Origin of the sequence: Nocardia sp. NPDC004568 (genome assembly GCF_040609955.1) — a bacterium.
Lineage (GTDB): Bacteria > Actinomycetota > Actinomycetes > Mycobacteriales > Mycobacteriaceae > Nocardia.
Map to the genome: position 1 here is coordinate 25,928 of NZ_JBEXLL010000021.1, position 24,408 is coordinate 50,335.

Below are 24,408 nucleotides of genomic sequence, written 5' to 3' on the forward strand. Positions count from 1 at the left end.
TTGCGGTTCAGTGGTGCGTCGCGGCCCCGTGCATCCGGCCGGCCACTGCCGGCAGTGCTGCGACGGCGAGTACGACGGTGACGATTCCGACGACCCACGACGTCCACGACGCCCCGTTGTAGCTGGTGTAATTCATGACCCACGGTGCGAGGAACAGCAGTGCGCCGAACAGTGCCATGCCGTAGTCGGCCGCTGCCATCGCGGGCCGGTACATCTGGGCGAGTCCGGTGAGTGCGATGAGCGCTCCGAGCACGATCATCGTCCACACTGCTCGGTCGTTGGTCGCCACCCAGATCGGGGAGAGGGCGGTGAAGACGCCGAGCACCACGGCCAGGAAATCCTGAGTCCGGCTTTCTGTGAACATAGTGGCCTCCTGAGACTGGAAACAGGTCCGTTGACAGGGCCTGACCTCGGTATATCGTGTCCGGCCGCGACCGGTCGATATCGCAACGGACACGATTACGCGGCGAAATGATGCGCAGCGGACGCGCTTCCGCCGCGGGCCAGGGCAAGTTAGGGTGGGCTACACATTTTTCTGTAACCTGTTCCAGGCGCGGCGCCGGGTGCCGCGGGGAGGGAGTTCGGTATGTCCGCACCGATCGTGATCGCCGGCGCCGGCCTGGCCGGATTACGCACCGCCGAGGAGTTGCGCCGCGCGGGGTACGAGGGCGAGCTGGTGCTGCTGGGTGACGAGCGGCGCGCGCCCTACGATCGTCCACCGCTGTCCAAACAATTCGTCCGTGGCGAGACCACCGCGACGCCGTTGCGTCCGGACGAGTTCTACGACGAGAAGAAGATCGACCTGCGCCTGGGCACGGCCGCGACCGGTGTGGACACCGACGCCAAACAGGTGCGGCTGGCCGACGGTTCCGTGGTCGCCTACGAGCACCTGATCATCGCCACCGGGCTGCGGCCCCGGCTGCTGCCCGGTGCCGACGAGGTGACCGGGGTTCACGTCCTGCGCAGCCACGACGACGCTGTCGCGATCCGGGAGGGGCTGCGCGATACCGGTGCGGCCCTGGTGATCGGCGCCGGTTTCATCGGCTGTGAACTGGCCGCGAGCCTGCGCGCGCGGAACGTGCCCGTGGTGCTCGTGGAACCGCAGCCCGCCCCGCTGGCCGGGGTTCTCGGCACGGAGCCGGGTGAACTGGTGGCCCGCTGGCACCGGGCCGAAGGAGTCGATCTGCGCTGCGGCGTCGGGGTGGCCGAACTGCTGGCCGATCCCGCGGGCCGGGTGCGCGGGGCGCGGCTGGCCGACGGGTCCGAGGTGACCGCGGACCTGGTGGTGTCGGGTATCGGGTCCAGTCCGGTGACCGACTGGCTGGCCGGTTCCGGGATCGAACTGGCCGAACCGACCGCCGGTGGCGGAGTGTTCGCCGACGAGACGGGGCGGACCAGTGCGCCCGGTGTCTGGGCGGTGGGTGATGTGGCGGCGTGGCGGACCCCGACGGGTGAACATCGCCGGATCGAGCACTGGACCAATGCCGGGGAGCAGGCCAAGCTGCTGACCTGCGCTCTGCTGGGAGTCCCGGCGCCGGGTATTCCGCAGGTCCCGTACTTCTGGAGTGATCAGTACGACCTGAAGTTGCAGGCGCTCGGCACGCCGCGCGCCACCGACGATATCCACATCCTCGCCGACGACGGTCGCAAGTTCCTCGCCTACTACTTCCGCGAGGGCCGGCTGTCCGGCGTGGTGGGGGCGGGGATGACCGGTCAGGTGATGAAGATGCGCGCCAAGATCGCCGCGGCCGCCCCGGTGGAGGAATTGCTCGGCGCGACTCAATAACCTGTGGGGGTGATCGTCGCGCTCATCGATTCGGGTTTCGGGTTGCTGCCCACCGCGGCGTGGCTGCGCAAGCTGCGCCCCGACGTGGACCTGCTGCTGCAACTCGACCCCGAAGGGGCGCCGTGGGGCCCCAAACCACAGGACTGGATGATCGACCGGGTGGTCGCGGCCGGTCGCGCCGCGCGTGACCTGGGCGCCGAGGTGGTCGTGCTGCCGTGTAACACCGCCAGCGTGACCGCGCTCGAACACGTCCGGGCCGATCTGGGCACCGCGATCCCCGTGGTGGGTACGGTCCCGGCGATCAAACCGGCCGCGGCGGCCTGCCGATCGGTGGCCGTCTGGGCGACCGCGGCCACTACCGCCAGCCCCTACCAGGCGGATCTGATCGCGCGGTTCGGTGGTGAGGCGAAGGTGACCGGGGTGGCCTGCCACGGACTCGCCGAAGCGGTGGACCGCGGTGATATGGCCGCGGTGCGCGCGGCGGTGGCGGACGCGGCGGCCCGGACACCCGCCGATGTGGAGGGCGTGGTGCTGGGTTGCACCCACTATCCGCTGATCGTGGACAGCATCCTCGCCGCGCTGCCCGACGGCGTCCGGCTGTTCGACAGTGCGCAGGCCGTGGCCGCGCAGACGGTGCGGCGGATGGAAGCGCTCGGGGGCGCGACGACCGGTGACGGGACCGTCCAGGTGTATCTGAGCGGCCGGCCCGGCGCGCTGCCGCCCGGTGCGGCCGCGTACGAGTCCGGCCGCATCCTGGGCGGCCGGTAGGGCTGCCCGGGGCGGGGCAGGTGCTCCTGTGCGGGCGTGCGGGTGGTTCTCCGGCCGGGGAAGCGGGGGCTGTGGCGGCATCGGTGGCGCGCCGGTCTGTCCACCGTGCGGTGCGACCACAGGCGGATGACGCGGGGGCCGGATGCGGGAAGTCCGCGAGGCTCGCGCCGATGACAGCTCAGGGCTCGACCGTGTGCCTCCGCCGAACTGCCCGGCGGACGGCCGTCCGAGCGGCCCGCCGCGGACGAGCGCGGGACCGCCCCGCGCCGTTTCAGTCGATGCCGAAGGAAGCCGCGATGGTGTCGGCGACCGCGGTGACGGTGCCGCGGGCCACCGGCTGGCGCACGATCCAGGTCTGCATGGTGATCGGCGGGTCGACCAGCCGCCGCCACACCCATCCGGGCAGCAACCGGCCCGCGGTGGTGCGGCTCAGGATCGCCCCGCTCGCTCCCGTGGCGTGCAGACAGGCCCGCGCGTTCTCGGTGTAGTTGGCGAAATGCCACCGTGGTCTGATCCCGGCCTCGTGGGCCGCCGACACCAGCCGGTCGTGGCCGATGGGAACCTGGTCGCGGGCGTGCGCGAGCACGTCCATGCCGTCGAGGGCGCTCAGCGGGCAGATGTCGCCGCTGAACTCGCCGTCCAGTCGCGGATCGACGACGAACCCGAAGGGCTCCTCGAGGACTCGGTGGCGGACCAGCTCGCCCGACGGCGGCTCATGCACGAACGCTATATCGAGCCGTCCGGCGCGCAGCTGCTGGAGTTGCACGGTGCTGGTCGCGTCGGTGAGCGAAAGGTATGCCTGGGGTACGGCCACTCGTACGGTGTCGATGATTTGCCCGAGCCAGGTGGGCGGTAGGCCGGGAGCGAGCCCGATCTGCACGATCTCGCGGACCGGACCGGCCTCCCGGGCGGCGTCCTTCGCGGTATCGGCGTAGCGGAGCAGGGTGAGGGCATGCCGGTAGAACGCGGTCCCGGCGGGGGTGGGCACGATACCGGCAGGTACCCGTTCGAAGAGCGGCACGCCGCACTCGCGTTCGAGCTGCTGGACCTGACGGGTGAGGGCCGGTTGGGAGATGAGCAGCGCCTTCGCCGCCGCGGACAGTGAGCCGCGATCGAAGACTTCGACGAAATACCGTAGCTGCCGTAGCTCCATCGTTGCTCCCTGTTTCACATACCGATCGGTATGCCATAACTTCAGGTCATACCCGGGCCAGCCAAGTGGCATTGGATCACGAGGCGTCCGCGCGGTTGCATTGTGGTGGGTACCACAGCCGTCACGCAGTGTGGGCGCCGGTGCCCCAGCTTCACTCGAAAGGACCTCCGGTGACCGCGATATCCCCCGCAACACCAGACACCCGGTATCGCTGGGTGGTGTTGACCCTCTGCTGGGCCGCTTTCACGATGACTTCGGTCGACCGGGCCACCTGGGGCCCGGCGGCGGGATCGGTGGGCGAGGATCTCGGGGTGGCGGTCGCCGGCCTCGGTGTCTTCGCCACCACCTACTACATCGGCTATGTGATCTCCAACGCCATCGGTGGTTTCGTCGCCGACTGGCTCGGCGCCCGGATGACCGTCGGGGTGAGCATCCTGCTCTCCGGCGGGTTCATGCTCGCCTTCGGTGAGGCCGACAGCCATGCGATGGGCCTGCTCTTCCAGGCCTGTATCGGATTGTGCGCCGGTGCCGAGGTGGGCGGCGGCGTCAAGCTCCTCACCAGCTGGTTCGTCCCGGAGCGGCGCGGCTTCGCGATGGGCGTCTTCATGACCGCGACCTCGCTCGGACTGGTGATCGCGAACGCGGTGGTGCCCCGGCTGATCGAATCGCACAGCTGGCGCACGTCCTATCACCTGTTCGGGCTCACCTCGATCGTCGTCGGTGCGCTGTGCCTGATCCTGCTGCGTCCCGGTCCGCTGGTGGAGGCGCGGGCCGGAACCGGTGGCCGCCCCGATCTGCGCCCGCTGCTGCGCAATCGCGGCCTACTGTTGATCGCGCTCGCCGGGTTCGGCGCGCTGTGGGGCACCTACGGATTCATCACCTGGTCGAACCTGCTGATGGTCAAGGGGGTCGGTATCGACCCGGTGCGGGCCGGCACCGTGGTGGTGATCTTCGGTGCGGTGGCGGTGTTCTCCAAGCCGCTGGTCGGCCTGGTCGGCGACGCGCTCGGACTGAGTCGCCGGCGGCTCACGATCGCCATCCTGGCGGCCTTCGTGACCTGCCTTATCGCCTTCAGCTTCGCCACCACCGCGACCCAGTTCCTGTGGATCGCGCCGTTCCTGGGGATCACCGCCTACATCTACAGCCCGGTCATGATGGCGATGATCCCGACCCTGTCCGGTGCCGAACTCGCCGGGACGGCGACCGGCGGGGTGAATGCCTTCTGGCAGCTCGGTAGCACCATCGTGCCCGCCGTGGTCGGCCTGGTCTTCGCCGCGAGCGGATCGTTCCAGCTGGTCTTCCTGGTGCTCGCCGCGGGCCCCTGCCTGGCGATCCTCCCCATGTTCTTCATCCGCGACGCCGACGATCGCGAATCGGCGGCCGGTGCCGCCGCACCCGGCGACGGCACCGCGCTGATCCTCGCCGCCGACGGAAAGGCTTGATCCCCGTATGACCCCGAGCAATACCCACTACGACGTCATCGTCGCGGGTGGTGGATCGGCCGGTATCGCCGCGGCGGTGGGCGCCGCCCGGACCGGTGCCCGCACCCTGCTGATCGAACGCGGTCCGTGCCTGGGTGGCGCCGCGACGCTGCGCAATGTCGTCACCTACTGCGGCCTCTACACCCGCGACGACCTGCGCCAGGTCGTCTTCGGTATCGCCGACGAGGTGGTGTCGCGGCTCAAGGCGCGCGGCGCGGTCGGCGAGCCGCGCCGGTTCAACGCGGTCACCGTGGTCTTCGATCCGGAGAATGTAAAGGTCGTGCTGGACGAGCTGTGCCGGGAGGCGGAGGTCGATATCCGCCTGCACAGTCTGCTGATCGGCGCGCACACCGAGGGCGACAGCATCACCGCCGTCGAGGTCGCCGACCACCAGGGCGTGCACCGGTTCACCGCCGACGCGTTCGTCGACGCCACGGGGGACGCCGACCTCGCACACCACGCGGGCGCCGAGGTCCGCTACGGCACCGACGGCTGGGTCCAGAACGGCAGCCTCGGTGTCCGGTTCGGTGGGATCGCACCCGATGCCGAGGTCACGGTGGACACCGTCGGGGCGGCCGTGCGCAGTGCCAAAGCCGCCGGTGTGGACGGTCTGCTCGCCGAATCCGGGTTGGTCGCCCGGATGCCGGTCTCCGGTGACGTCATCATGTACCTGGTGGACGAGGGCTACGACGCCCGGTCCGCCGCCGACACCACCCGCGCCGAGATCAGCGCCCGCCGGCAGGCCCAGGTGTATCTGCCGGTGGTGCGGACGATCCCCGGCGCCGAACACGCCTACATCGTCACGACCGGCCCGGAACTCGGCACTCGCGAATCCCGCCATATCGTCACCCGGTACCGGCTGCGCGAGGCGGAGATCCTGCACCCCGACACCACCGAGGGCGCGGTCGCGATCGGGGCCTGGCCGATGGAGTACCACCCGGGTCCCGGTATTCCGTCCACCTGGAAGTTCATCGGTGATCCGGGCTTCTACCCGATTCCGCTCGGCTGTCTGCGCAGTGTCGGCACGGACAATCTCTACGCCGCCGGGCGCACCCTCGACGGTGACCGCCAGGCCGGCGCGTCCCTGCGCGTCATGGGCACCGCCTTCGCCACCGGGCACGCGGCGGGGGTCGCGGCGGCCCAGCAGGCCCGCAACGGTGTGGTCACCACCGCGAGTGTGCGCGAGGAACTCCAGCGTCAGGGAGCTCGGCTACCCGAGCCCGTGCCCGTCTGATCGCCGGGAAACGCGACCGGGAGCCTGTGGGCAGCGATCGTCCGGCGGATCGTATCGAGGGGTTCGCGGGCTCCCGGTCGCCGGGAATTCCCGGATGACCGGGGCGCCCCGCCGCCGCCCTACGTCCTCGATCGGCATCGCGTTCGGCATTGGGCGACCGGCTCGGCGCGCGGTCGCCCCGGTTGTCTCTGGGACCAGGTGACGGCCACGTGCAACGACGTGCGAACCGCACCGTCGGCAACGAGATGGGCACGCGCCTCGGGTTCGCCCGTATCCGGTAGGCCGTATCGGACACCGGACACCGGACACCGGACACCGGATACCGGCGACCCAGGACGCAGGTTGGGCGTCAGAACTGGATACGCAGGTGGTCGGTGACCGGGCGGGCCTGGCAGCCCAGGATGTATCCGTTCTCGATGTCCTCGGGATCGAGGATCTCGGCGTTGTCCATCTCCACCTTGCCTTCGAGGACCGTGCAGGCGCAGGAGCCGCACTCGCCCTCCTGGCAGGAGTAGGGCACATCGATGCCCTTCTCCAGCATGATGTCGACCAGGGTCTGTTTCCGCGGCCAGCTCAGGTTGTGCGTCTCCCCGTCCAGCTCGACCTCCACGGTCGCCGCGTCCGCGGCCTCCTCCTCGGAGATCTCGACCGGGGCGGCATCGGCGAACGGGTCGCCGGCCAGCGAGTTGAAGACCTCGGCGTGGGTGCGATTACGCGGGACACCCAGCTGGGTGAGTGCGTCGTGCACACCGTCCATGAAGGGCTTCGGACCGCACATGAAGGCCGCGTACGCGGTGTAGGGCCGCAGCAGTTCGGACAGCGCGGTCACGGTCGGCAGGCCCTGGAGGGTCTCCAGCCAGTGCACCACCACCAAGCGCTGCGGGTTCTTCTCGGCCAGTTCGCGCAGTTCGGTCGCGAAGATCACCGATTCCGCGTCGCGGTTGGCGTAGAACAGCACGATCTTGCCGCTGCCCCGCTCCAGCGCGGATTTGAGAATGGACATCACCGGGGTGATACCGCTGCCGGCCGCGCAGAGCAGCAGGTCCTCGTCGAGATCCTTGGGGGTGAACACACCGGAGGGCGGCAGCACCTCGAGCTGATCGCCCGGCTTGATGTTGTCGCACAGCCAGTTGGAGCCGTAGCCGTCCTTGGTGCGCTTCACCGTGACCTTGGGCAGGTCGTCGGTGAAGGGCGAACTCGCCAGCGAATAGCAGCGCGCCACCGATCCGGTGCGGTCGCTGGGGATACGCAGGGTGAGGAACTGGCCGGGCCGGTACGCGAACTTCTCCCGCGCCTGCTCGGGGACCTCGAAGACCAGCGAGCTCGCGTCGGTCGTTTCCGCGATGACCTGGGCGACCCGCAATACGACGGATCGCGAGCCATGGGGCACTTCGACGGTGGTCATCTCGTCCTCTCGAAACACTGGTTGCCGGTGGCTCCGAGCCTACGGCAAAACTAGAACGTGTTCCAATTTTACCCTATGCCGGCGGATTGTTGGCGGACGAGCTGACCCTCCAGGCCGGAGACCAGCACGCCCACGCCGAAATCGTAGGAATATCTGCCCCGCAGATCGGGCAGGTATTCCATTGCGCGGGCCACTCGTTCCGGCATCACCACATCGGGCGGGGTGTCGAGGTTGCGCGGATTCACCCGGCGACGGCCGAACAGATAGGTGTGGATCGTGGCGTAACCGGCCAGTACGTTGCGGTCGTCGAACCCGGCTTCGTAGAGGATCTCCATGATCCCGGCGATCAGGTCGAGCTGTTTTCCGAGCATCTGCTCGATCAGCACATCGCCCAGTCCGGGGTGCCGGCGCAGCCGTTCGTCGATCTGGGCGAGCAGATCGACCAGGCGGTCCTGCCAGGGGCCGGACTCGGGCGGCGGTTTGCGCACCCCGGTGAGCGCCGCGGTGGCCACCAGGTCCAGTAGCTCGCGCTTGTCCGCGACGTAGTAGTACGGCGCCATGGGGGAGACGCCGAGTTCGCGTGAGAGTCGTCGCATGGACAACTTCTCCACCCCGTCGGCACGTACCACCCGAAGTGCCGCCTCGACGATCTCGGTCTCCGAGAGGGTGCTGCCGTTACCGCCGCCACCCCCGCTCGCCTGCATCCGCACGACTCCCATTGCCACCTCTACACGTCGAGCGGCATCCGCTCGTCACGTCCTGTTCAGCTGCTCTGCCCCCGCAGTCTAGAGGTCGCGTTTCGGCGTGAGCGTGGACATTACCCGAAAACTGTTCCATTTTGTCAGTGGATGACGTTATGGTGTGACGGTGGTCGCACCGGGCGACCGCGGCGCCGGTATCGTGCCGGGGCTCATCGGCGGTCTCCCCAGCGGCGCCGCGACGGACGGGGCACCACGGCAATCGCGCCGGCGCAGGCACCAATCTGTGGAGGTAGCCATGGCGGACAATCGTTCCTTCGGACCGGCCGGAACCGATCAGCGCGGTCCGATCGCGACCGTCGACACCGACGCGGCCGACACTGCGCCCGTGATCGAGGAATCGCTGATCGAAGAGGTGTCCATCGACGGTATGTGCGGCGTCTACTGACCGGCGGGAGCCAACCATGCTCGATCTGGAAAACCGCTGGCAGTTGCACCCCAGGGTGGCGCTGCGGCCGGAGCCCTTCGGTGCGCTGCTCTACCACTTCGGGACCCGCAAACTGTCGTTCCTGAAGAATCCGCGGATCGTCGAGATCGTGCGTTCCCTGCCCGGGCACACCTCGGCCCGCGCGGCCGTCCGGGCCGCCGGGATCGAGGACGCGGCCGCCGCCCCGTACGTGCGGGCGCTGACCGAATTGGCCGATTCGCAGATGATCCAGCGCGCGCCGGACACCGCGACCCTCAGCGAGCCCGCCCCCTTCACCGGGGTCGGTCCGGCCGATCCGGCCGTCCGGCTGGTGGACCGATTCGAATCGGGCCTCGCGGCTCCGATTTGCCTCACCTGGGAACTCACCTACGCGTGCAATCTCTCGTGTGTGCACTGTCTGTCCTCGTCGGGTAGGCGTGATCCCGGTGAACTCAGCACCGAACAGTGCAAGGCGCTGATCGACGAATTCCAGCGGATGCAGGTGTTCTACGTGAACATCGGCGGCGGCGAACCCACCGTGCGTCCGGATTTCTGGGAACTGGTCGATTACGCGACCTCGCATCAGGTGGGGGTGAAGTTCTCCACGAACGGCGTACGGATCACGCCGGAGGTCGCGCAGCGGCTCGCCGCCAGCGATTACGTCGACGTCCAGATCTCGCTGGACGGTGCGGACGCCGAGGTGAACGACGCGGTCCGCGGACCGGGTAGCTACGCCACGGCGATCCGGGCGCTGGAGAATCTCGCGAACGCCGGGTTCCGGGACGCGAAATTGTCCGTGGTGGCGACCCGGCACAATATCGACCAGCTCGACCAGTTCAAGGAGATCGCGGACCGCTACGGCGCCACCCTGCGGCTCACCCGGCTCCGGCCCTCGGGTCGCGGCGCGGACGTCTGGGACGAACTGCATCCGCTCCCGGAACAGCAGCGCACGCTCTACGACTGGCTGGTCCGCAACGGCGAGGGTGTGCTGACCGGAGATTCGTTCTTCCACCTCTCCGCCTACGGTCAGGCGCTGCCGGGATTGAACATGTGCGGGGCCGGCCGGGTGGTGTGCCTGGTCGACCCCCTGGGTGACGTCTACGCCTGCCCGTTCGCCATCCACGAGAAATTCCATGCCGGAAACGTGGTCACCGACGGTGGTTTCGCCACGGTGTGGCGGGAATCGGCGCTGTTCGAGGAGTTGCGGGAGCCCAGCGGCGGCGGGGCCTGCGCCTCGTGCGCGCACTACGACTCCTGCCGTGGTGGATGTATGGCGGCGAAGTTCTTCACCGGGCTGCCCGCCGACGGCCCGGACCCGGAATGTGTTCAGGGCTACGGGGAAGCGGCGCTGGCCGCCACCGGACGGGTGATCCCGCGTCCGGCGGTGGACCATTCCCGCAAGAGCGCCCCGCGCCGATCCCGTTCGCAGGGCCCGGTTCCGCTGACATTGTTGCCGCCCGCACGGCGTCCGGCGCGCGCGTGCGACGAGAGTCCGCTCGTGTGACGACCTTCCGTGAAGCTGCCCGGAGCGACGATAGCCAGACCGTTGCTCCGGGCGGCTTTTCATACCCGCGCTACGGCGGTGGTGATCCATTTCATGCCCGCGCTCCCGGTGATTCCGGGAATTTCTCCGGCTCGAAACACTTTTTCCAGGACTGCTGATGTCTCGTATCGAATCGGCAGTTACCATCCGTGGAATGCGCAATGATCGCCTGCCCGACGGATTCGGGGTGCGGATCGACCCACGGGTACGCGCATACTCGGGGGGTCGAATCCTTATCGGAGGTTCACCTGCCCGGTTGCTGCGCCTGGCTCCCGAGGCCGCCGAAATGATCGGCGACGGCTATCTCGAGGTGAACAGCCCGCAATCGGCAGTGGTAGCCAGACGGCTACTGGATTCGGGGGTGGCGAATCCCCGGCCGCGGCTGTTGCCGTCGCCGGAGGACGTGACGATCATCGTCCCGCTGCACAACAACCCGGCCGGATTGGACCGGCTGCTGGCCGCGCTGCGCGGGCATACGGTCATCGTCGTCGACGACGGTTCCGACGACGAGGTCCGGATCGCCGACGAGCACACCGGCCGCTGCCGGGTGAAAGTACTGCGTCACGAACGGCGCCGCGGCCCGGCCGCGGCGCGCAACACCGGCCTGCGGGCCGCGACGACCCAGTTCGTGGCCTTCCTCGACTCGGACGTCGTACCGCGCAGCGGCTGGCTCGAAGTGATGCTCGGCCATTTCAGCGACCCCCAGGTGGCCCTGGTCGCGCCGCGGATCGTGGCGCTGGACCCGGAGACCAATATGCTGGCGCGCTACGAGCACACCCGCTCCTCACTGGACCTGGGCCGCCGCGAATCGGCGGTGCAATCGCGCGGAGTGGTGTCCTATGTGCCCAGCGCGGCACTGCTGGTGCGCCGCTCGGTCCTGGAAGCCGAGGGCGGCTTCGACGAGACCATGCAGGTCGCCGAGGACGTGGACCTGTGCTGGCGACTCGAACGCTCGGGCTGGCGGGCCCGCTACGAACCGGCCGCGCATGTGGCCCACGACCACCGGGTGTCGTTCCGGGACTGGTTCCGCCGCAAGATGTTCTACGGCACCGGTGCCGCGCCGCTGAGTGATCGGCACGCCGGGATGGTGTCGCCGCTCCAGGTACCGAAATGGACCGCGGCGGCGGCACTGCTCTTGGCGACCCGGACCCGATGGGGTGTGCTCGGCGCGGGACTCACGCTGCTGTTGCCGCTGCGCCGGTTGCGGCGCGCGTTCGCCGGCGTCGACAACCCGACCGGTGTCGCGGCGATCTACGTGGCCCGCGGGTTCTTCGCCGGCCTGTGGCGGATCGCCTCGGCCATGTGCCGGCACTACTGGCCGATCACCCTGGCCGCCATGCTGTTCTCCCGTCGGATCAGGCAGATCGCACTGTCGCTGGCGTTGGCCGAGGGCGCGGTCGACTGGTACACCCATCGCGAACCGGGCGGACTGGACCCGCTGCGCTATATCGCCTTCCGGCGGGTCGACGATATCGGCTACGGCACCGGCCTGTGGCTGGGCGCCATCCGGGCGGGTAGCCCCGCCGCCCTCAAACCGACCGCCCCACCCCAGTAGTCCGCGCAGGTCACCCCGCATGGTGGACACGCTGATCATCGGCGCCGGGACCGCCGGGTGTGTACTGGCCGCCCGGCTCAGCGAGGATCCGGGACATACCGTGCGGGTGGTGGAAGCGGGGAGCCACTGGGCGTCGGCCGACGACTTCCCCCCGGAGCTCGCCGACAGTGCCGATCTGCCGATCGGAGATCAGGCGGCCTGGCTGTGGCGGTATTCCGTGGCCCTCACACCGGACCGGCCGGGCACCATCGTGCGCGGTCGCGGCATCGGCGGTTCGGGTTCGGTGAACGGGTCCTATTTCATCCGGGCCGCGCCGCGGGATTTCGCGGCGTGGAGTGGGGAGGTGGATGCCCGCTCGTGGGATTTCGAGTCGGTGCTGCCGTTTTTCCGTGCGCTGGAGAACGATCACGACTACGGCGATCACCCCGGCCACGGCCGGTCGGGCCCGGTCCCCGTACGCCGGACGCACGCGCCCACCCGGTTGGTCGAGGAATTCGGCGCGGCCTGCCGGGACCTCGGATTCGGCGAGGTGGCGGACTGGAACGCGCTGCCCGGCGGTCCCGAATCGGGTGTCGGCCCGGTGCCGTGCACGGTCGGGCCGCCCGACGGCGCCGGGCGGCGTCATCGGATAGGGCCCGCGCATTCCTATCTGCTCCCGGCGCTGTCGCGGCCCAACCTGACGGTGCAGGGCGAAACATTGGTGACCCGGTTGCGTTTCCGCGGCGACCGGGTGATCGGCGCCGACTGCCTTCGCGGCGGCGCGCCGGATACGATCCGGGCGGACCGGGTGGTGCTGTGCGCGGGCGCGATCGAATCGGCGGCGCTGCTGCTGCGGTCCGGTATCGGACCGGCCGCGGCGTCGACGGCACTGGGTATCCCGGTGGTCGCCGACGCACCGGTCGGGCGCTGGCTCACCGACCATCCCGAAATCGGGATCGACTACCGGCATCCGGCGCCGGCGGGCCGGTCCGTCCCGCTGGAATACGTCCTGGAATTCGACGATATCGAGATTCGCCCCTATACGGTCGCGTTCACCCCGGGGGTCTGCCGGATGGGCGTGACCCTGATGCGGCCCACCAGCTCGGGCACCATCCGGCTGGCCGCGGCCGATCCGCTGGCCGCGCCGCGCATCGAGCACGGCTACCTCGGGACCGGGACCGACCGGGCCCGGCTGCGCGACGCGGTGGAATTGACCGCCCAGATCCTCGCGTCCATGGCGGCCGAACCGCTGGGGGCAGCCGGCCCGGTCTCGGATCGGTGGCTGTACGACCGTCTCGGTACCTCACAGCATCTCGGTGGCACCTGCCGGATGGGCCGTGCCGGCGATCCGCGCGCGGTGGTCGACGAGCGGTTCCGGGTGCACGGCGTGGACGGGCTGTCGGTGGTGGACCTGTCCGTGGTACCGGTACCGCTGAGCCGGGGACCGCAGGCGGCCGTGGTGCTGCTGGCGGAACGGGCCACCGTCGAGCTGCGCTGAATCCGCGACCTGGATCACCTGCCGGTACAGCGCCGTAGCACTTTCGCATTATGGAGCGCGCGATGGTGCGCTAACCGGTGGCGAACTCGCCGGGACCCGCCGCCCGGCACCCCGGGAAGGCCCGGAACTCCCACTGGCGCGGCCGTGGCCGGTGCGGTACTTTCCACCGGGGCGATTCGCCGGTCGGTGATCACGACGGGCCGCTGTGGAGAGGTCCGGCCACTGCCCGGCGCCCGAGAGCGAATTGCCGCCACCGAGGTAGAGCCGATCACTATCGGCATACCCCAACTGCCTGCGCCGGGCCAACCGGTGTGGTAGGTGAGCTGTATCGGTCGGGGATACAGCTCACCGCGGCCGGCCCGGCGAAATATCAAGCGGCACCGTGCAATATTGCATCTCCATTTTCGACACCCCGGGCCGATCTCCCGGGAATCGGACCGCGAGCTTGTACTCTGGTCCCTCGGGTGGCCCGCTGCGGCAACGTGATCCGGCCACCCGGGAATCCGCACCCGGCGCCGGACACGGGGAAGGTACGGCGCCGGTGCGGAAGACTCAGCGAACTCCCCGCGACCCGTCGGCTGTGATGGTCGGATGACCGACCCGTGGCCGGTTCAACTGCTCCAAGCGGACAAGATGTCATCCGGTCCCCAGACCAGGTCGGAATCGCACCGGGCCGTTCCGGACCGCGATGCGATGACCAGGCCGGTCTTTCCCGGCTCGTAGTCCGGCATCTGCGATATCGATTTGCGCAGGGCGGCCATATCGTGGTCGTCGAACGGCGTGTCCAGCCATTTGACCGATCCCGCGAAGTACACGTTCCGGGCGATGGGCCCGCGGTCCGCGCCGACCAAGTCGATTTCGGGATCGAAACGTCGGTTCCACCAGCCACCCACGGCCTCCACCTCCGGCCAGGGAAGTGTGCCGGCGAAGGCGGCGAGCTCCAGTGATTCCCGGATCAGAGGTTCGATCGCCCGGCCGCGCCAGGCCGACCAGCGTCGCTGGATCAGCCGAAACGCGCTCTGGTACCGCCCACGGCGGGAAAGTTCCTGCGCAGAGCGTAGAACCGCCAGATAGAGCCGAAGGTTACTGTCGGCGACTCGGTACAGCGCGGGCTTGCCGGGTCTGGTGGACAGTGGTTCGTCGATGGCCAGAACTCGTTTGTCGTCGGTGAGTCGTCGCAGGATCGGCGACAGGCTTCCGGATGCGATCGCGCCGGCGCGGCCGCCCGCGGTGGCGGCGATATTCGCGTGGGTTCGGTCGCCGCCGCCGACCGCTTCGAGTACGCGACGTGTTTGATCGGGAGATGGGAATTCGGCCAACAACGCGGATTCGGGCACGCTGAACAGTGGCGCCGCCGGATCCGCGGATTCCTGTTCCAGGAAGTCGAGGGGTGCGGTGCCGTGCGGCCAGCTGCGCAGAATGCCCGGTAGGCCCCCGGTGATGAGGTGGGCATCCAGAGCGTCCGCCGCGTCCAGTCCGGTGGCGGCGGCGATCTCGGCCGGGTCGAGCGGGCCCAGGGTCAGGTTGTCGGCGCGCCCGAAGAACGGCCGGTCATAGGCGGTGAGGCGTTCCATCATATGCAGATCGCTACCCAGGAGCAGCAGGAGCACCGGGCGCCGGGACAACAGCCGATCCCAGGCGGTTTGGAGCACGCCGTCGAAGCTCGTGTCCTGCTCCGCCAGCCAGGGCAGCTCATCGATCACTACCACCGACGGACTCGACGGCAGCACCCCCGCCAGGATCCGGAATGCATCGGCCCATGAGCCGGCAAGTTCGGGAACCAGTGCGGGGTCGGTGACGAGCGACGATTCGCGCAATTCGAGAAGAAAGGCAGCCAGGGATTCGGTCGGTGCAGCACCCTTGGTGGCCATGAAATAGACGTACGGCAACCTCGCGCGGTCGCAGAATTCCTGGACCAGCCGGGATTTGCCGACCTGGCGTCGGCCCCGGATGGCCACCGCGGACCCGGCGGCCGATTCGGCGACGCGCCGCAACCTGGTATCGAGCGTCGTGAGCTCGTTCTGTCTGCCGACGAATCCGGACACCTGTACCGCCTCTCCGCGACTACGTCGGTAGCTATTATCTACGTAGATTTCTTCTACATAGATAATAGCTACCCGTCATCGTGGTCCCGCCTCGTCACCGTCCCCCGAAACCCGACATGCCGATACCGCGGAGGAACGCCTTCTGCGTGACGGCGTAGACGATGACCAGCGGTAGCAGGATCAGCATGGACGCGGCCATCAGCACCGGCCAGTCCGAGACGTATTGGCCCTGCATCCACACCAGGCCCAGGGTGACGGTGGAGATCTCCCGGCGTTGGATCATCACCAGCGGCCACAGGAAGTCGTTCCAGACATGAACCCAGGTGAGAACGGCGAGAACCATCACCGCCGGCTTCGCATTGGGTAGCAGGACCCGCCAGTAGATCTGCCACGGGGTGCAGCCGTCGAGGACCGCGGCCTCTTCCAGTTCCACAGGGAGCGTGCGAAAGAACTGCCGCATCAGATAGGTGCCGAACGCGCTGCCGAACAGGCCGGGCAGGATCAACGCCCAGGGCGTATCCGTCAGACCCAGCACCCGGATGAGTATGAACTGGGGCACCACCGTCACGGTCAGCGGGACCATGAGAGTGGCCAGATAGGCCACGAACAGGGCCTCGCGGCCCGGGAAACGGAGCCGGGCGAACGCGTATCCGGCCAGTGAGCAGAAGAAGACCTGGCCGGCGGTGACACATCCGGCGTACAGGACGGTGTTGAGGAGCATCCGGCCGAACGGCATCTCCTGGAAAACGGTGCGGTAGTTGGACCACTGCGGGTCGCGGGGGAGCAGGGTCGGCGTGGTGATCTCGGATTGTTTCTTCACCGAGCCCGCCAGGGCCCACAGGATGGGGAGCAGGGCGCACCACGCCATCGCGATGAGCGCGAGGTAGAGCGCGGCGGCACGGACGACGGCGCGAGTCTTCCAGCCCGGTGCCGCCATCACTGTTCCGGCGCGTTCTTGCGGGCGAACCACAGTTGCGCGACGGTCAGCACCAGCAGGACCACGAAGATCAGCCAGGCGATGGCCGACGCGTAGCCGGCGTCACCGAACGCGAACGCGTTCTGGAAGATCATGATGCCGAAGACGTAGGTTCCGGTTTCCGGGCCGCCGTTGCCGCCGGTGAGCACGTATATCTGGTCGAAGGCCTGGACCGCGTCGATGATCGAGACGACGAGGACGAAGGACAGCGCACCCCGGATCAGCGGCACGGTGATCGATACGAATCGCCGGACCGCGCCGGCTCCGTCGATCTTCGCCGCTTCGTACAGGTCCTGCGGGACGCCCTGCATCGCGGCGAGCAGGACGACGGTGGCGAACGGAATGCTCTTCCACACGCTGACCAGGCATACCGAGACCATCGCCCACCGCGGTTCGACCAGCCACGGGACAGGCCCGATACCGAGTCCGCCGAGCATCGTATTGAGCAACCCGTTGTTCGTGTCGAAGACGAAACGCCAGATCACCGCCATCACCACGCTCGATATCGCCAGCGGCAGGAACATGACCGTCCGGAAGAGGCCGGTCCCCCGGACACCCTGGTTCAGGGCCGCCGCGACCACGAGGCTCATCGACACGGTGGGGATCAGGGTCCCGAGGGTGTACACGATCGTGTTCCGCAAGGCGATGGCGAACAGCGGGTCCACGGTGAGCAGCTCACGGAAGTTCCGCAGCCCGATGAACCGGAAGGGACCGAACATATTCCATTCGTGGAAGCTCAGGTACAGCGAGAAGCCCAGTGGAAAGATCAGGAACACCGCGACCGCCAGTAGGTTCGGGGCGATGAACAGCCGTGCCGCCCGTGCCTGCCGCCTCGCCGACTCCGAGCGGCGCCGCCCGGTGGCGGCAGCCGGTACCGCCGATTTCTGGGCTATCTCATCGGTGGTGGTCATGGGCTGCGCAACACCTCGTCGGCTTCGGGAGCGAGCCGGTCCGCCAATGAGGTCGCCGGGGCGGCGCCGCGGAGTACACGGCCGATATACCGGTCCATCAGCGCGTCGATCCGCGGCCACTGCACCGCGACCGGCAGTGGCGCGGAATGCGCCGGTCCGTCGACGAGTATGTCCAGGTTGCGGATATCGCTGTGCGCCGCGGCGAACCCGGGGGAACGCACTGCGGAATCCCGGACCGGCACGAAAAGACCGGTCTCCGCGATGACCGCCTGGCCGACGGGTCCGGCCGCGAACTTGAGGAACTCCCATGCCTGCTCCTTGTGGCGGCTGCCGGCGGAGATGGCGAGGCCCGTGGTGCCGATATTCGAACGCGCACCGCCGACCGCCGCCCCGACCGGCAGGGCCGTGACATCGAAATCCAGATCGCCGGCCTCGGAAAAAGTGCGGTACCGCCAGTGCCCGCCCATCGCCAGCGCGGCTCGGCCCTGCGTGAACAGGTCCATCGCCGAGATCGACTGCTGATCGGCCGGGTTCGGTGCCACGCGATACCTGTTGGCCAGGTCCGCGTAGAACTGGACGCCGTCGATGAAGGCGGCGCCGGAGAAATCCGAACGATCGGGAACGGTCCGCGGGCTCGCCCATCGGGCGCCGTTGTTGACGGCGAAGAGACCGGCGGAATAGTGCGGCACCCACGTATCGACGAATCCCCACCGCAGGACCTCGCCGGTCCGGTCACGTTCGGTGAGCGCGCGGCAGATCTCGAGGAACTCGGTGAAGTTCCACGCGTCCTCCCACCGGCCGGGGAGTCGCAGCCCGGCCCGGTCGAACATCGTTCTGTTGCCGAACAGGAAGTTTCCCGACCATTGCTCCGGGAGCGCGTACTGCCCACCTTCGAAAGCGAAGGTGTCGTACAGCGCTGCGGCGCCGCCCGATTTCAGGTCGGCGGCGAAGGCGGGATCGCGGTCGAGCATGGTGTTGAGATCCAGCAGCACGCCCCGGTCGGCGAGGCCGGCATAGGTCTGCTCCCAGGCCATCAGCACATCGGGGCATTTACCGCCCGCGCAGAAGGTCAGCATCTGCTGCATCGGGTCGGGGCCGGACAACAGGGTGCGTACTCGGATATCCGGATTCCGCCGCGTGAATTCATCGATCACACGCTGCCGTCCGTCGGCTTCGGCGGGGTTGGCCTGGAAGAAGAAGGTGAGTGCGTCGCTGTCGCCGTCGCACGCACCGAGGGCCGCCACCGCCAGCGACACGCCGACACCGCCGGTAGCGCGCAGGAATTCGCGCCGCCCGAGAGGCACTCTTCGCTCGCCCACGCCGCCATCACCTCCCGCGCCGCGCTCGCTCGCACGACATCATCCGAGCCCTGGATCCGTGAATCGCGCATCGAACGCCGGCTGCTGCCGTCCGTTCCGCTTCCGGCGGTGACGAGGCCGCGGCCTCTGCGATTGTGCAACGTCGCCGTGCGTATCGGCCCGAGCGACTCGCGGGGCTTGTCGGGTGACGCTCAGCGCTGCCGGATCGGCCCCTAATCTCGGCCGGGAGAAAGTTTGTCGACATCGAAGCCGAGGTCGGCCAGATCACCTGCGAAATCACTCAAATCGATCACCGGGTCGGTGCCGCCGTCGGCTCCGTCGGAGCGGTGGAGTTCGAACCAGTGGGTGGCCGTCGAACCTTCGGTACCGAACCGGAGCTCCCGGCCGCAAGCATCGCTCAGCGCATGCGCGAGTTGGGTGCCTCGGCCGCCCTGACGTTCGACGGACTGCTGGTCGGGAACCCAGTCCCCCATCCTCAAGGCCTCGCCGGGGCCCATGGCGTTGCTCACCGAGACCCGCACCCGGCCGTCCGTCGGCGCGGTGATACCGATATCCGCTCGGTGGTCGGGTGAGTAGGTGACCGAATTCGTATGCAGCTCGGAGATGATCAATTTCGCATTGCCGATCTGGTCCTCCGTCAGCCAGGGATAGTTATCACTCAGATTTTCACCCAGCGACCTCCGGACCACGCCGACCTCCCGCTGATAGCCCTGATACACCGTCTCGCCTCCTCGGCCCCACATAGGGTTCCTCCGGTCGTCCCCGACGGTTCGGGGGTCGTGAGCCGGTCGCGGGGCCGAACCCGGCTTCGGCACGACGCGTTCCACGGTTCGCGGCGTCTGGTCCAACTCCCAGATCGTGCGTACCTCGCTGGCATCGGTATGGGTGACCTCGATGCCGAGCCGCCGGGTTCCGTCCGGTCGTCCGACGGTTTCCGCGGTGACGCGCACCGTGCCGCGGCCGTGCGCGACTACATCGCCTACAGCGCCGGCGATATCGTCGACGTACCCGGGCGAGGACCAATCGTGCAGCATGGCGGTCAACGAGTCCCGCGCCAGTGCCGCGCTGTCGGCGTCCGCGTGGAGCGGCGGCGAACCCGGGCCACCCAGATCCAGTCGCCCGCGCGGTTCGTCGTCACCGGCCCCGGATCGGCCGCCCGCGGGCGGTGACGGAGGCTCGTCCGCTCCGTCACCGGCTGAGGTGCGTGCGTCCTCGCCCGCGGGTTCCCGACGGCCGGTGGTCTCGGGAGCCGCTTTTCGTGGCGCAGTCGTGTGCTCCGGACTGGATAGCTGTGATGTCTCGCCGACGATCTCCTGGCCGCGGCGGTCCCTGTCGAGAAAAAGATCAGGGGATTGTCTCGTCCCACCGATCATGGCGTGCTCCCGCCGGACGATGTCCGAGCAGCACGTACACACGGCGCGTACCGCACGCTCCGCGGCCTCTTGGGCGGTCGCCGCCGGGCCGGTCGGACTCGGTGATGCTGCGTTGCTCATTGTCCTCCGCCCGCACGGTCGGCTCGGAAACTTTTGGTCGGACTCGACCTCGATCAGGGCGACGCCCGGCGAGCGAGAGAGGCGCGTGGCGGATCGGGCTTCGATAGGAGACGACTCGACCTTCCCACGGGCGGAACCTCTACCGGGGGTTTACCTGTCGCCTCGTGGCGGCAACCTCGAACCACCCGTCGAGCCTAACCATGGTCGTGCCGGTAGTGCACAGAATGTGCGTATCCGGCCCGGCACGCCGGGCCGCTGCGGCGACCGCGAGTCACGAGCCTCGAGAATGAGGTCGGGTGGTGGGATCGGCCGAGTATCCGGCTACCGGTTCGGTTCTCCGAGTACGACGGTGAGGTCGAGGGGGTGAGCCGGTACGCGTCGGAGAGGATGGCGGTGGCGGGCTCGTCTCGGCCGGTCCGCCGGGACGCCTGGTGGATCTGGGGATGATCCGGAGCGCCGGTGCCGAACCGCTGCGGCGGTCCGCGTTGGCCGATGTGGTTCGTGAGGTGGCGCGCGCCGCCGAAGCGGAGGACCGCCGCTACGACGGTGGACTTGCCCCACGGGTATCGCCCGCCGCCGGAGTACTACGCGGGAGACGAACTCGAAGCGTGGTGGGATGGGCGTCGACGAGCACGCGCCCTGGAGCGTGGCCGGTGGACACGTTTCGTGGTAACCGCGCGGCCGCGGCCACGCGGACGCCCGCGGTTCTACTCATCCGGTGGGTCAGATGAGGTTCTTCTGCTTCGCGATCCGGCGGCGGACGTCGGCCATCAGCGCGTGACTGCCGCCGTGCCGCAGGAAGCGGGGGATGAATCGGTTCACGAAACCGACGAAGAGGAAGAGGTTCTCGAACCGGCGCTGATCGGCATCGGACCATTCGACCCGCATCTGCTCACGGAACCAGGGGCTCAGGAAACCGATGGTGAGGAATCTGAGCAGACCACGGAACGGAATGCGCAGATACCAGTGGATCATCCGCAGGTTCAGCAGGTCCTCGAGGTAGGAGCGGACGAAATCGTCCAGCACCGCCTGTTCGCAGGCGGTGTTCCAGTATTCGTCGAACTCGGCCCGGGTGGCCGGCCACATATCCTCGGTGACCTGCAGCGTGGTGCCCAGAGAGGACGAGGACCGGTAGAACGCCTCGTTCTGTTCGGGGCCCATCCGGCCGGCGAGCAGCTGATAGGTGTCCTCGAAGCCGATGTAGAGACAGGCTGCCACCCACAGCTGGAGATCGCGATCGAAAGCGTTGTACTTCACCGGGGCGCCGGGTGCGGAACGCACCTGGCGGTGGGCGCCGTTCACCGCTTCCCGGAAAGCCCGCTTCTCCTCGTCGTCGCCGAGGATGGCCACGGCCAGGTACTGGGTGGTGGTGCGGGCGCGTTTCCACGGCCGCTTCATCAGTGAGCCCGATTCCACCTTGCTCTCGGCGACGCCGTAGCCGACGCCGGGACGGGCCATCTGCATGATGACGTTCGCCGCGGCCCCCGCGAACTGCCAGAAGTCCAGGGCATCGGTGAGCTTCAGGGGTCGTTTGGTGAAGGGGCGGTGGGTGGTGGCGATCCGGATGCGCGTCTGCTCGGTGGTCGGCCGCGGCTGATCGGCGGGCCGCGGATCGGGCGCGGCGTCGGTTTGCCAGGAGTGTGCGGCGGCGGTCATGGGTGTCCTTCCACGGGTGTCCAGTGTGTTCTAAGTTACTCCAAATTCCTTCGACAGTCAGTTGGTATCACTGAACAGTCGCTAACTTATGTCTCTTGGGTGGCAGTACCAAACGCGTCGAGAACAGGTGTCCAATGGCGCTCCTGGTTCAGGAATCTTCCGCAAAACCTTCCGTCGAGGCCGGAATTCTGCGTAACATACCGCTCCGACCCGACCGTCTCAGACGTTCCCCCGCGGGGAGGGTGCGTCAGCGGCCGGTCGAAGGAAGGAACGCACTATGCTCAAGCGGCTGGATCGACTGTTCAGCTACGAGATGAAGGTGTCCGAGTTTCTCGGGACACTGATAATCCTCGGCATTCCCTACGGGCTCATCGGGATCGTCTGGACACTCACGCACACATCGCATCTGCGTGAGATGCACGGTCTGGACGTGATCATCTCGTTCCTCGGTGCCATCGTGTGCTGGCCCGTGCTCACCTTCTCGAACGTGACGATGACCTGATGATGGCGCTCGTATGGCTCATCGACATCCTGGTGATCGTCGTCAAGATCCTCGGTGGGCGGATGAAGGTGAACCCGATTCTGCGTTTCGGTCTCTGGCTGGCTCTGCTGTGTGTCCTCGCCGCGGGAATCGCTGTGGTGGGCGCGGGATTCGTACTGTTGCAGCAGTACCTGACCGGTGACCTCGAGACGAACGGCCCGGGTCTGCCATGGTGACGGCCGGACCGGAGCAGCCGGCGCAGCGCACCGACCTCGAGCAGGCGGTCGACGATCTCAGGGGGCTGTGGCGGCGGCATCCGCAGCGCTCCCTGGAAACCCTCGGCCGGCAGGTGACCCTGGGGCGGGAAGCCGTGGTGGAGACCGTCAAAGCGGTCCTGGCGCGGCGCTTCCCGTTCGAAGAATTCGTCAAACAGTGCGCGTTCATGGCCAATGTGTCCGCCGCGCCCACCATTTTCGTCGCCATGCCCATCGCGGTGGTGGTCTCCATCCAGATCGGCGCGCTGGTGAACCAGGTCGGCGCCACCACCTTCATCGGCGCCGTGGCCGGTCTGGGCATCATCCGCCAGGGCGCGCCGCTGGTCACCTCGCTCATGATCGCGGGCGCGGTGGGTTCGGCCATCTGCGCCGACCTCGGCTCCCGGACCATCCGGGAGGAGATCGACGCCATGATGGTGATGGGGGTCGATCCCGTTCGCAGACTCGTGGCGCCGAGACTGGTGGCGGCCGTGGTGGTGAGCATGCTGCTGTGCGGGTTCATCGTGTTCGTCGGTTTCGCGACCGCCTACATGTTCAACGTCTACGCGCAGTCGGGAACGCCAGGCTCGTTCATCGGCTCGTTCGCTTCGTTCGCCGTGGCCGACGATATGGCGGTGGCGCTGGTGAAATCGGCCGTCTTCGGGGTGCTGACCGCGATCATCGCCTGCGATATCGGATTACACGCCAAGGGTGGACCCGGAGGCGTGGCCGACGCGGTGAACTCGGCGGTCGTCTCCTCGGCGCTGATGCTGTTCGCCACCAACATCATCATCACGCAGGTGTACAACACCGTCTTCCCGACGAAGGTGATCTGAGGTGGGCACTCCGTACACGCCACCGGCGCTCGAACCGGTCCGGATGGTGGCCTCGGCGGCGGCGGTACCCATCGCCGCCAACCGCCGTCTCGGTCACCAGACCATCACCTTCGTGCAAGCACTGGCCGCGATCCCGTTCGTGCTGAAGCACTATCGCAAGGAAGTGCTGCGGCTGACCGCCGATGTGGGCTGGGGCAACGGGTCGCTCGTCGTGGGCGGCGGAACCGTCGGTGTGGTGATCATCCTGTGCGCTTTCGGCGGGATCACCGTGGGGATGGAGGCTTTCAGCGCGCTGAATCTGCTGACCATGGGACCACTCACCGGAGCCATTTCCGGCTTCGCGACCACCCGGGAGTTAGCGCCGATTCTTGCCACGCTCGCGTTCGCGATCCAGGCTGGCTGCCGGTTCACCGCGCAACTCGGGTCCATGCGGATCGCCGAGGAGATCGACGCGCTGGAGTCCATCGCCATCCGGCCGCTGCCGTATCTGGTGAGTACCCGGATGATCGCGGCCACGGTCACCATCATTCCGCTGTACAGCGTGGGGCTGGCGGTCGCGTATCTGGCCACGAAACTGTCGGTGCTGCTGCTGGGCGGCACCTCGGCGGGCACCTACGACCACTACTTCTTCCAGTTCCTCATCGGACCGGACCTCTTCTTCTCGCTGCTCAAGGTCGTGGTGTTCGTACTGCTGGCGACCTATATCCAGTGTTACCACGGATTCTTCGCCACCGGCGGGCCCGAAGGTGTGGGAGTGGCGGCGGGGCAGGCGATCAAGATGGTGATCGTCGTGATGGTGTTCGCGAATCTTTTCCTGACCTTGGCCATCTGGGGTATCGACCCCGGTTTCCGGATTTCGGGGTGACGCGGC

General features: G+C 68.1%; 22 protein-coding genes. 12 read left to right on the plus strand and 10 right to left on the minus strand.

The features are described 5' to 3' along the window. Window positions 1-7 precede the first annotated feature (7 nt). Window positions 8-364: an SPW repeat protein gene (locus tag ABZV91_RS12615; protein WP_039826854.1), complete on the minus strand. Its 357-nt coding sequence runs from the start codon at window positions 362-364 to the stop codon at window positions 8-10. A gap of 222 nt (window positions 365-586) precedes the next feature. Here ABZV91_RS12615 and ABZV91_RS12620 point away from each other — a divergent pair, with 222 nt between their 5' ends. Beyond that, window positions 587-1,786 (plus strand): FAD-dependent oxidoreductase, encoded by a 1,200-nt coding sequence (locus ABZV91_RS12620; protein ID WP_355239628.1) that lies wholly within the window; start codon window positions 587-589, stop codon window positions 1,784-1,786. A 9-nt stretch (window positions 1,787-1,795) separates the two neighbouring features. Further along, on the plus strand, window positions 1,796-2,554 hold the full coding sequence (locus tag ABZV91_RS12625; RefSeq protein WP_355239631.1) for an aspartate/glutamate racemase family protein: 759 nt from the start codon (window positions 1,796-1,798) through the stop codon (window positions 2,552-2,554). Between the two features lie 271 nt (window positions 2,555-2,825). Here ABZV91_RS12625 and ABZV91_RS12630 read toward each other — a convergent pair whose 3' ends face one another. Continuing rightward, window positions 2,826-3,707, minus strand: coding sequence for a LysR family transcriptional regulator (locus tag ABZV91_RS12630; RefSeq protein WP_355239634.1), 882 nt, complete (start codon window positions 3,705-3,707; stop codon window positions 2,826-2,828). A 248-nt stretch (window positions 3,708-3,955) separates the two neighbouring features. Here ABZV91_RS12630 and ABZV91_RS12635 point away from each other — a divergent pair, with 248 nt between their 5' ends. Together ABZV91_RS12635 and ABZV91_RS12640 are read left to right on the plus strand one after the other, a co-directional pair. Continuing rightward, a complete protein-coding gene (locus tag ABZV91_RS12635; RefSeq protein WP_355239637.1) occupies window positions 3,956-5,149 on the plus strand; it encodes an MFS transporter in 1,194 nt (397 codons plus the stop codon). Between the two features lie 7 nt (window positions 5,150-5,156). After that, window positions 5,157-6,422 carry an FAD-dependent oxidoreductase gene (locus tag ABZV91_RS12640; protein ID WP_355239640.1) on the plus strand — a complete coding sequence of 422 codons (1,266 nt, stop codon included), beginning with the start codon at window positions 5,157-5,159 and terminating at the stop codon, window positions 6,420-6,422. A gap of 349 nt (window positions 6,423-6,771) precedes the next feature. Here the strand turns inward: ABZV91_RS12640 and ABZV91_RS12645 are convergent, their stop codons facing one another. Further along, window positions 6,772-7,827, minus strand: coding sequence for a ferredoxin--NADP reductase (locus ABZV91_RS12645; RefSeq protein ID WP_355239643.1), 1,056 nt, complete (start codon window positions 7,825-7,827; stop codon window positions 6,772-6,774). Window positions 7,828-7,895: 68 nt separating this feature from the next. Further along, window positions 7,896-8,546 (minus strand): mycofactocin system transcriptional regulator MftR2, encoded by a 651-nt coding sequence (gene mftR2, locus ABZV91_RS12650; RefSeq protein WP_355239646.1) that lies wholly within the window; start codon window positions 8,544-8,546, stop codon window positions 7,896-7,898. A 328-nt stretch (window positions 8,547-8,874) separates the two neighbouring features. On the opposite strand from mftR2, the gene mftA reads away from it, so the two are divergent. The 4 genes from mftA (at window position 8,875) to mftG (ending at window position 13,566) form a co-directional block, all read left to right on the plus strand. Then, window positions 8,875-8,973 (plus strand): mycofactocin precursor MftA, encoded by a 99-nt coding sequence (gene mftA / locus ABZV91_RS12655; protein WP_355239767.1) that lies wholly within the window; start codon window positions 8,875-8,877, stop codon window positions 8,971-8,973. Window positions 8,974-8,989: 16 nt separating this feature from the next. After that, a complete protein-coding gene (gene mftC / locus ABZV91_RS12660; protein ID WP_355239649.1) occupies window positions 8,990-10,495 on the plus strand; it encodes a mycofactocin radical SAM maturase in 1,506 nt (501 codons plus the stop codon). Between the two features lie 193 nt (window positions 10,496-10,688). Beyond that, on the plus strand, window positions 10,689-12,089 hold the full coding sequence (gene mftF, locus ABZV91_RS12665; RefSeq protein WP_355239652.1) for a mycofactocin biosynthesis glycosyltransferase MftF: 1,401 nt from the start codon (window positions 10,689-10,691) through the stop codon (window positions 12,087-12,089). A 19-nt stretch (window positions 12,090-12,108) separates the two neighbouring features. Beyond that, window positions 12,109-13,566, plus strand: a complete 1,458-nt coding sequence (gene mftG, locus ABZV91_RS12670; RefSeq protein ID WP_355239654.1) for a mycofactocin system GMC family oxidoreductase MftG — start codon at window positions 12,109-12,111, stop codon at window positions 13,564-13,566. Window positions 13,567-14,177: 611 nt separating this feature from the next. On the opposite strand, the gene ABZV91_RS12675 is transcribed toward mftG, so the two are convergent. From ABZV91_RS12675 to ABZV91_RS12700, 6 genes are all read right to left on the minus strand, one after another. Further along, window positions 14,178-15,611 carry an ATP-binding protein gene (locus tag ABZV91_RS12675; RefSeq protein ID WP_355239657.1) on the minus strand — a complete coding sequence of 478 codons (1,434 nt, stop codon included), beginning with the start codon at window positions 15,609-15,611 and terminating at the stop codon, window positions 14,178-14,180. A gap of 94 nt (window positions 15,612-15,705) precedes the next feature. Further along, window positions 15,706-16,548, minus strand: coding sequence for a carbohydrate ABC transporter permease (locus ABZV91_RS12680; RefSeq protein WP_355239660.1), 843 nt, complete (start codon window positions 16,546-16,548; stop codon window positions 15,706-15,708). Beyond that, entirely contained in the window at window positions 16,548-17,498 is a 951-nt protein-coding gene (locus tag ABZV91_RS12685) for a sugar ABC transporter permease (protein WP_355239662.1), read from the minus strand. Before ABZV91_RS12685 ends, ABZV91_RS12680 begins: the two co-directional genes overlap by 1 nt. Then, window positions 17,495-18,817 (minus strand): sugar ABC transporter substrate-binding protein, encoded by a 1,323-nt coding sequence (locus tag ABZV91_RS12690; RefSeq protein ID WP_355239665.1) that lies wholly within the window; start codon window positions 18,815-18,817, stop codon window positions 17,495-17,497. The genes ABZV91_RS12685 and ABZV91_RS12690 overlap by 4 nt, the downstream gene beginning before the upstream one ends. 212 nt (window positions 18,818-19,029) lie before the next feature. Beyond that, window positions 19,030-20,310, minus strand: a complete 1,281-nt coding sequence (locus ABZV91_RS12695) for a hypothetical protein (RefSeq protein WP_355239668.1) — start codon at window positions 20,308-20,310, stop codon at window positions 19,030-19,032. Window positions 20,311-21,033: 723 nt separating this feature from the next. Continuing rightward, window positions 21,034-21,966, minus strand: coding sequence for an oxygenase MpaB family protein (locus ABZV91_RS12700; RefSeq protein WP_355239671.1), 933 nt, complete (start codon window positions 21,964-21,966; stop codon window positions 21,034-21,036). Window positions 21,967-22,243: 277 nt separating this feature from the next. Here ABZV91_RS12700 and ABZV91_RS12705 point away from each other — a divergent pair, with 277 nt between their 5' ends. The 4 genes from ABZV91_RS12705 to ABZV91_RS12720 are packed head-to-tail and all read left to right on the plus strand — an operon-like array spanning window position 22,244 to window position 24,402. Then, window positions 22,244-22,468: a hypothetical protein gene (locus ABZV91_RS12705; RefSeq protein ID WP_355239674.1), complete on the plus strand. Its 225-nt coding sequence runs from the start codon at window positions 22,244-22,246 to the stop codon at window positions 22,466-22,468. Then, window positions 22,468-22,683, plus strand: coding sequence for a hypothetical protein (locus ABZV91_RS12710; RefSeq protein WP_355239677.1), 216 nt, complete (start codon window positions 22,468-22,470; stop codon window positions 22,681-22,683). The genes ABZV91_RS12705 and ABZV91_RS12710 overlap by 1 nt, the downstream gene beginning before the upstream one ends. Then, on the plus strand, window positions 22,677-23,537 hold the full coding sequence (locus ABZV91_RS12715) for an ABC transporter permease (protein ID WP_355239680.1): 861 nt from the start codon (window positions 22,677-22,679) through the stop codon (window positions 23,535-23,537). The genes ABZV91_RS12710 and ABZV91_RS12715 overlap by 7 nt, the downstream gene beginning before the upstream one ends. A gap of 1 nt (window position 23,538) precedes the next feature. Continuing rightward, entirely contained in the window at window positions 23,539-24,402 is an 864-nt protein-coding gene (locus ABZV91_RS12720; protein ID WP_355239684.1) for an ABC transporter permease, read from the plus strand. Window positions 24,403-24,408 lie beyond the last annotated feature (6 nt).

Excerpts from the sequence above, each read along its gene's own strand:
- ABZV91_RS12640 (WP_355239640.1), top strand. The coding sequence starts at position 5,157 with ATGACCCCGAGCAATACCCACTACGACGTCATCGTCGCGGGTGGTGGA.
- mftC (WP_355239649.1), top strand. The coding sequence starts at position 8,990 with ATGCTCGATCTGGAAAACCGCTGGCAGTTGCACCCCAGGGTGGCGCTG.
- ABZV91_RS12680 (WP_355239660.1), bottom strand. The coding sequence starts at position 16,548 with ATGGCGGCACCGGGCTGGAAGACTCGCGCCGTCGTCCGTGCCGCCGCG.
- mftG (WP_355239654.1), top strand. The coding sequence starts at position 12,109 with ATGGTGGACACGCTGATCATCGGCGCCGGGACCGCCGGGTGTGTACTG.
- ABZV91_RS12635 (WP_355239637.1), top strand. The coding sequence starts at position 3,956 with ATGACTTCGGTCGACCGGGCCACCTGGGGCCCGGCGGCGGGATCGGTG.
- ABZV91_RS12710 (WP_355239677.1), top strand. The coding sequence starts at position 22,468 with ATGATGGCGCTCGTATGGCTCATCGACATCCTGGTGATCGTCGTCAAG.
- ABZV91_RS12620 (WP_355239628.1), top strand. The coding sequence starts at position 587 with ATGTCCGCACCGATCGTGATCGCCGGCGCCGGCCTGGCCGGATTACGC.
- ABZV91_RS12700 (WP_355239671.1), bottom strand. The coding sequence starts at position 21,966 with ATGACCGCCGCCGCACACTCCTGGCAAACCGACGCCGCGCCCGATCCG.
- mftR2 (WP_355239646.1), bottom strand. The coding sequence starts at position 8,546 with ATGGGAGTCGTGCGGATGCAGGCGAGCGGGGGTGGCGGCGGTAACGGC.
- ABZV91_RS12715 (WP_355239680.1), top strand. The coding sequence starts at position 22,677 with ATGGTGACGGCCGGACCGGAGCAGCCGGCGCAGCGCACCGACCTCGAG.
- mftF (WP_355239652.1), top strand. The coding sequence starts at position 10,689 with ATGCGCAATGATCGCCTGCCCGACGGATTCGGGGTGCGGATCGACCCA.
- ABZV91_RS12615 (WP_039826854.1), bottom strand. The coding sequence starts at position 364 with ATGTTCACAGAAAGCCGGACTCAGGATTTCCTGGCCGTGGTGCTCGGC.
- ABZV91_RS12645 (WP_355239643.1), bottom strand. The coding sequence starts at position 7,827 with ATGACCACCGTCGAAGTGCCCCATGGCTCGCGATCCGTCGTATTGCGG.
- ABZV91_RS12685 (WP_355239662.1), bottom strand. The coding sequence starts at position 17,498 with ATGACCACCACCGATGAGATAGCCCAGAAATCGGCGGTACCGGCTGCC.
- ABZV91_RS12695 (WP_355239668.1), bottom strand. The coding sequence starts at position 20,310 with ATGAGCAACGCAGCATCACCGAGTCCGACCGGCCCGGCGGCGACCGCC.
- ABZV91_RS12630 (WP_355239634.1), bottom strand. The coding sequence starts at position 3,707 with ATGGAGCTACGGCAGCTACGGTATTTCGTCGAAGTCTTCGATCGCGGC.
- ABZV91_RS12705 (WP_355239674.1), top strand. The coding sequence starts at position 22,244 with ATGCTCAAGCGGCTGGATCGACTGTTCAGCTACGAGATGAAGGTGTCC.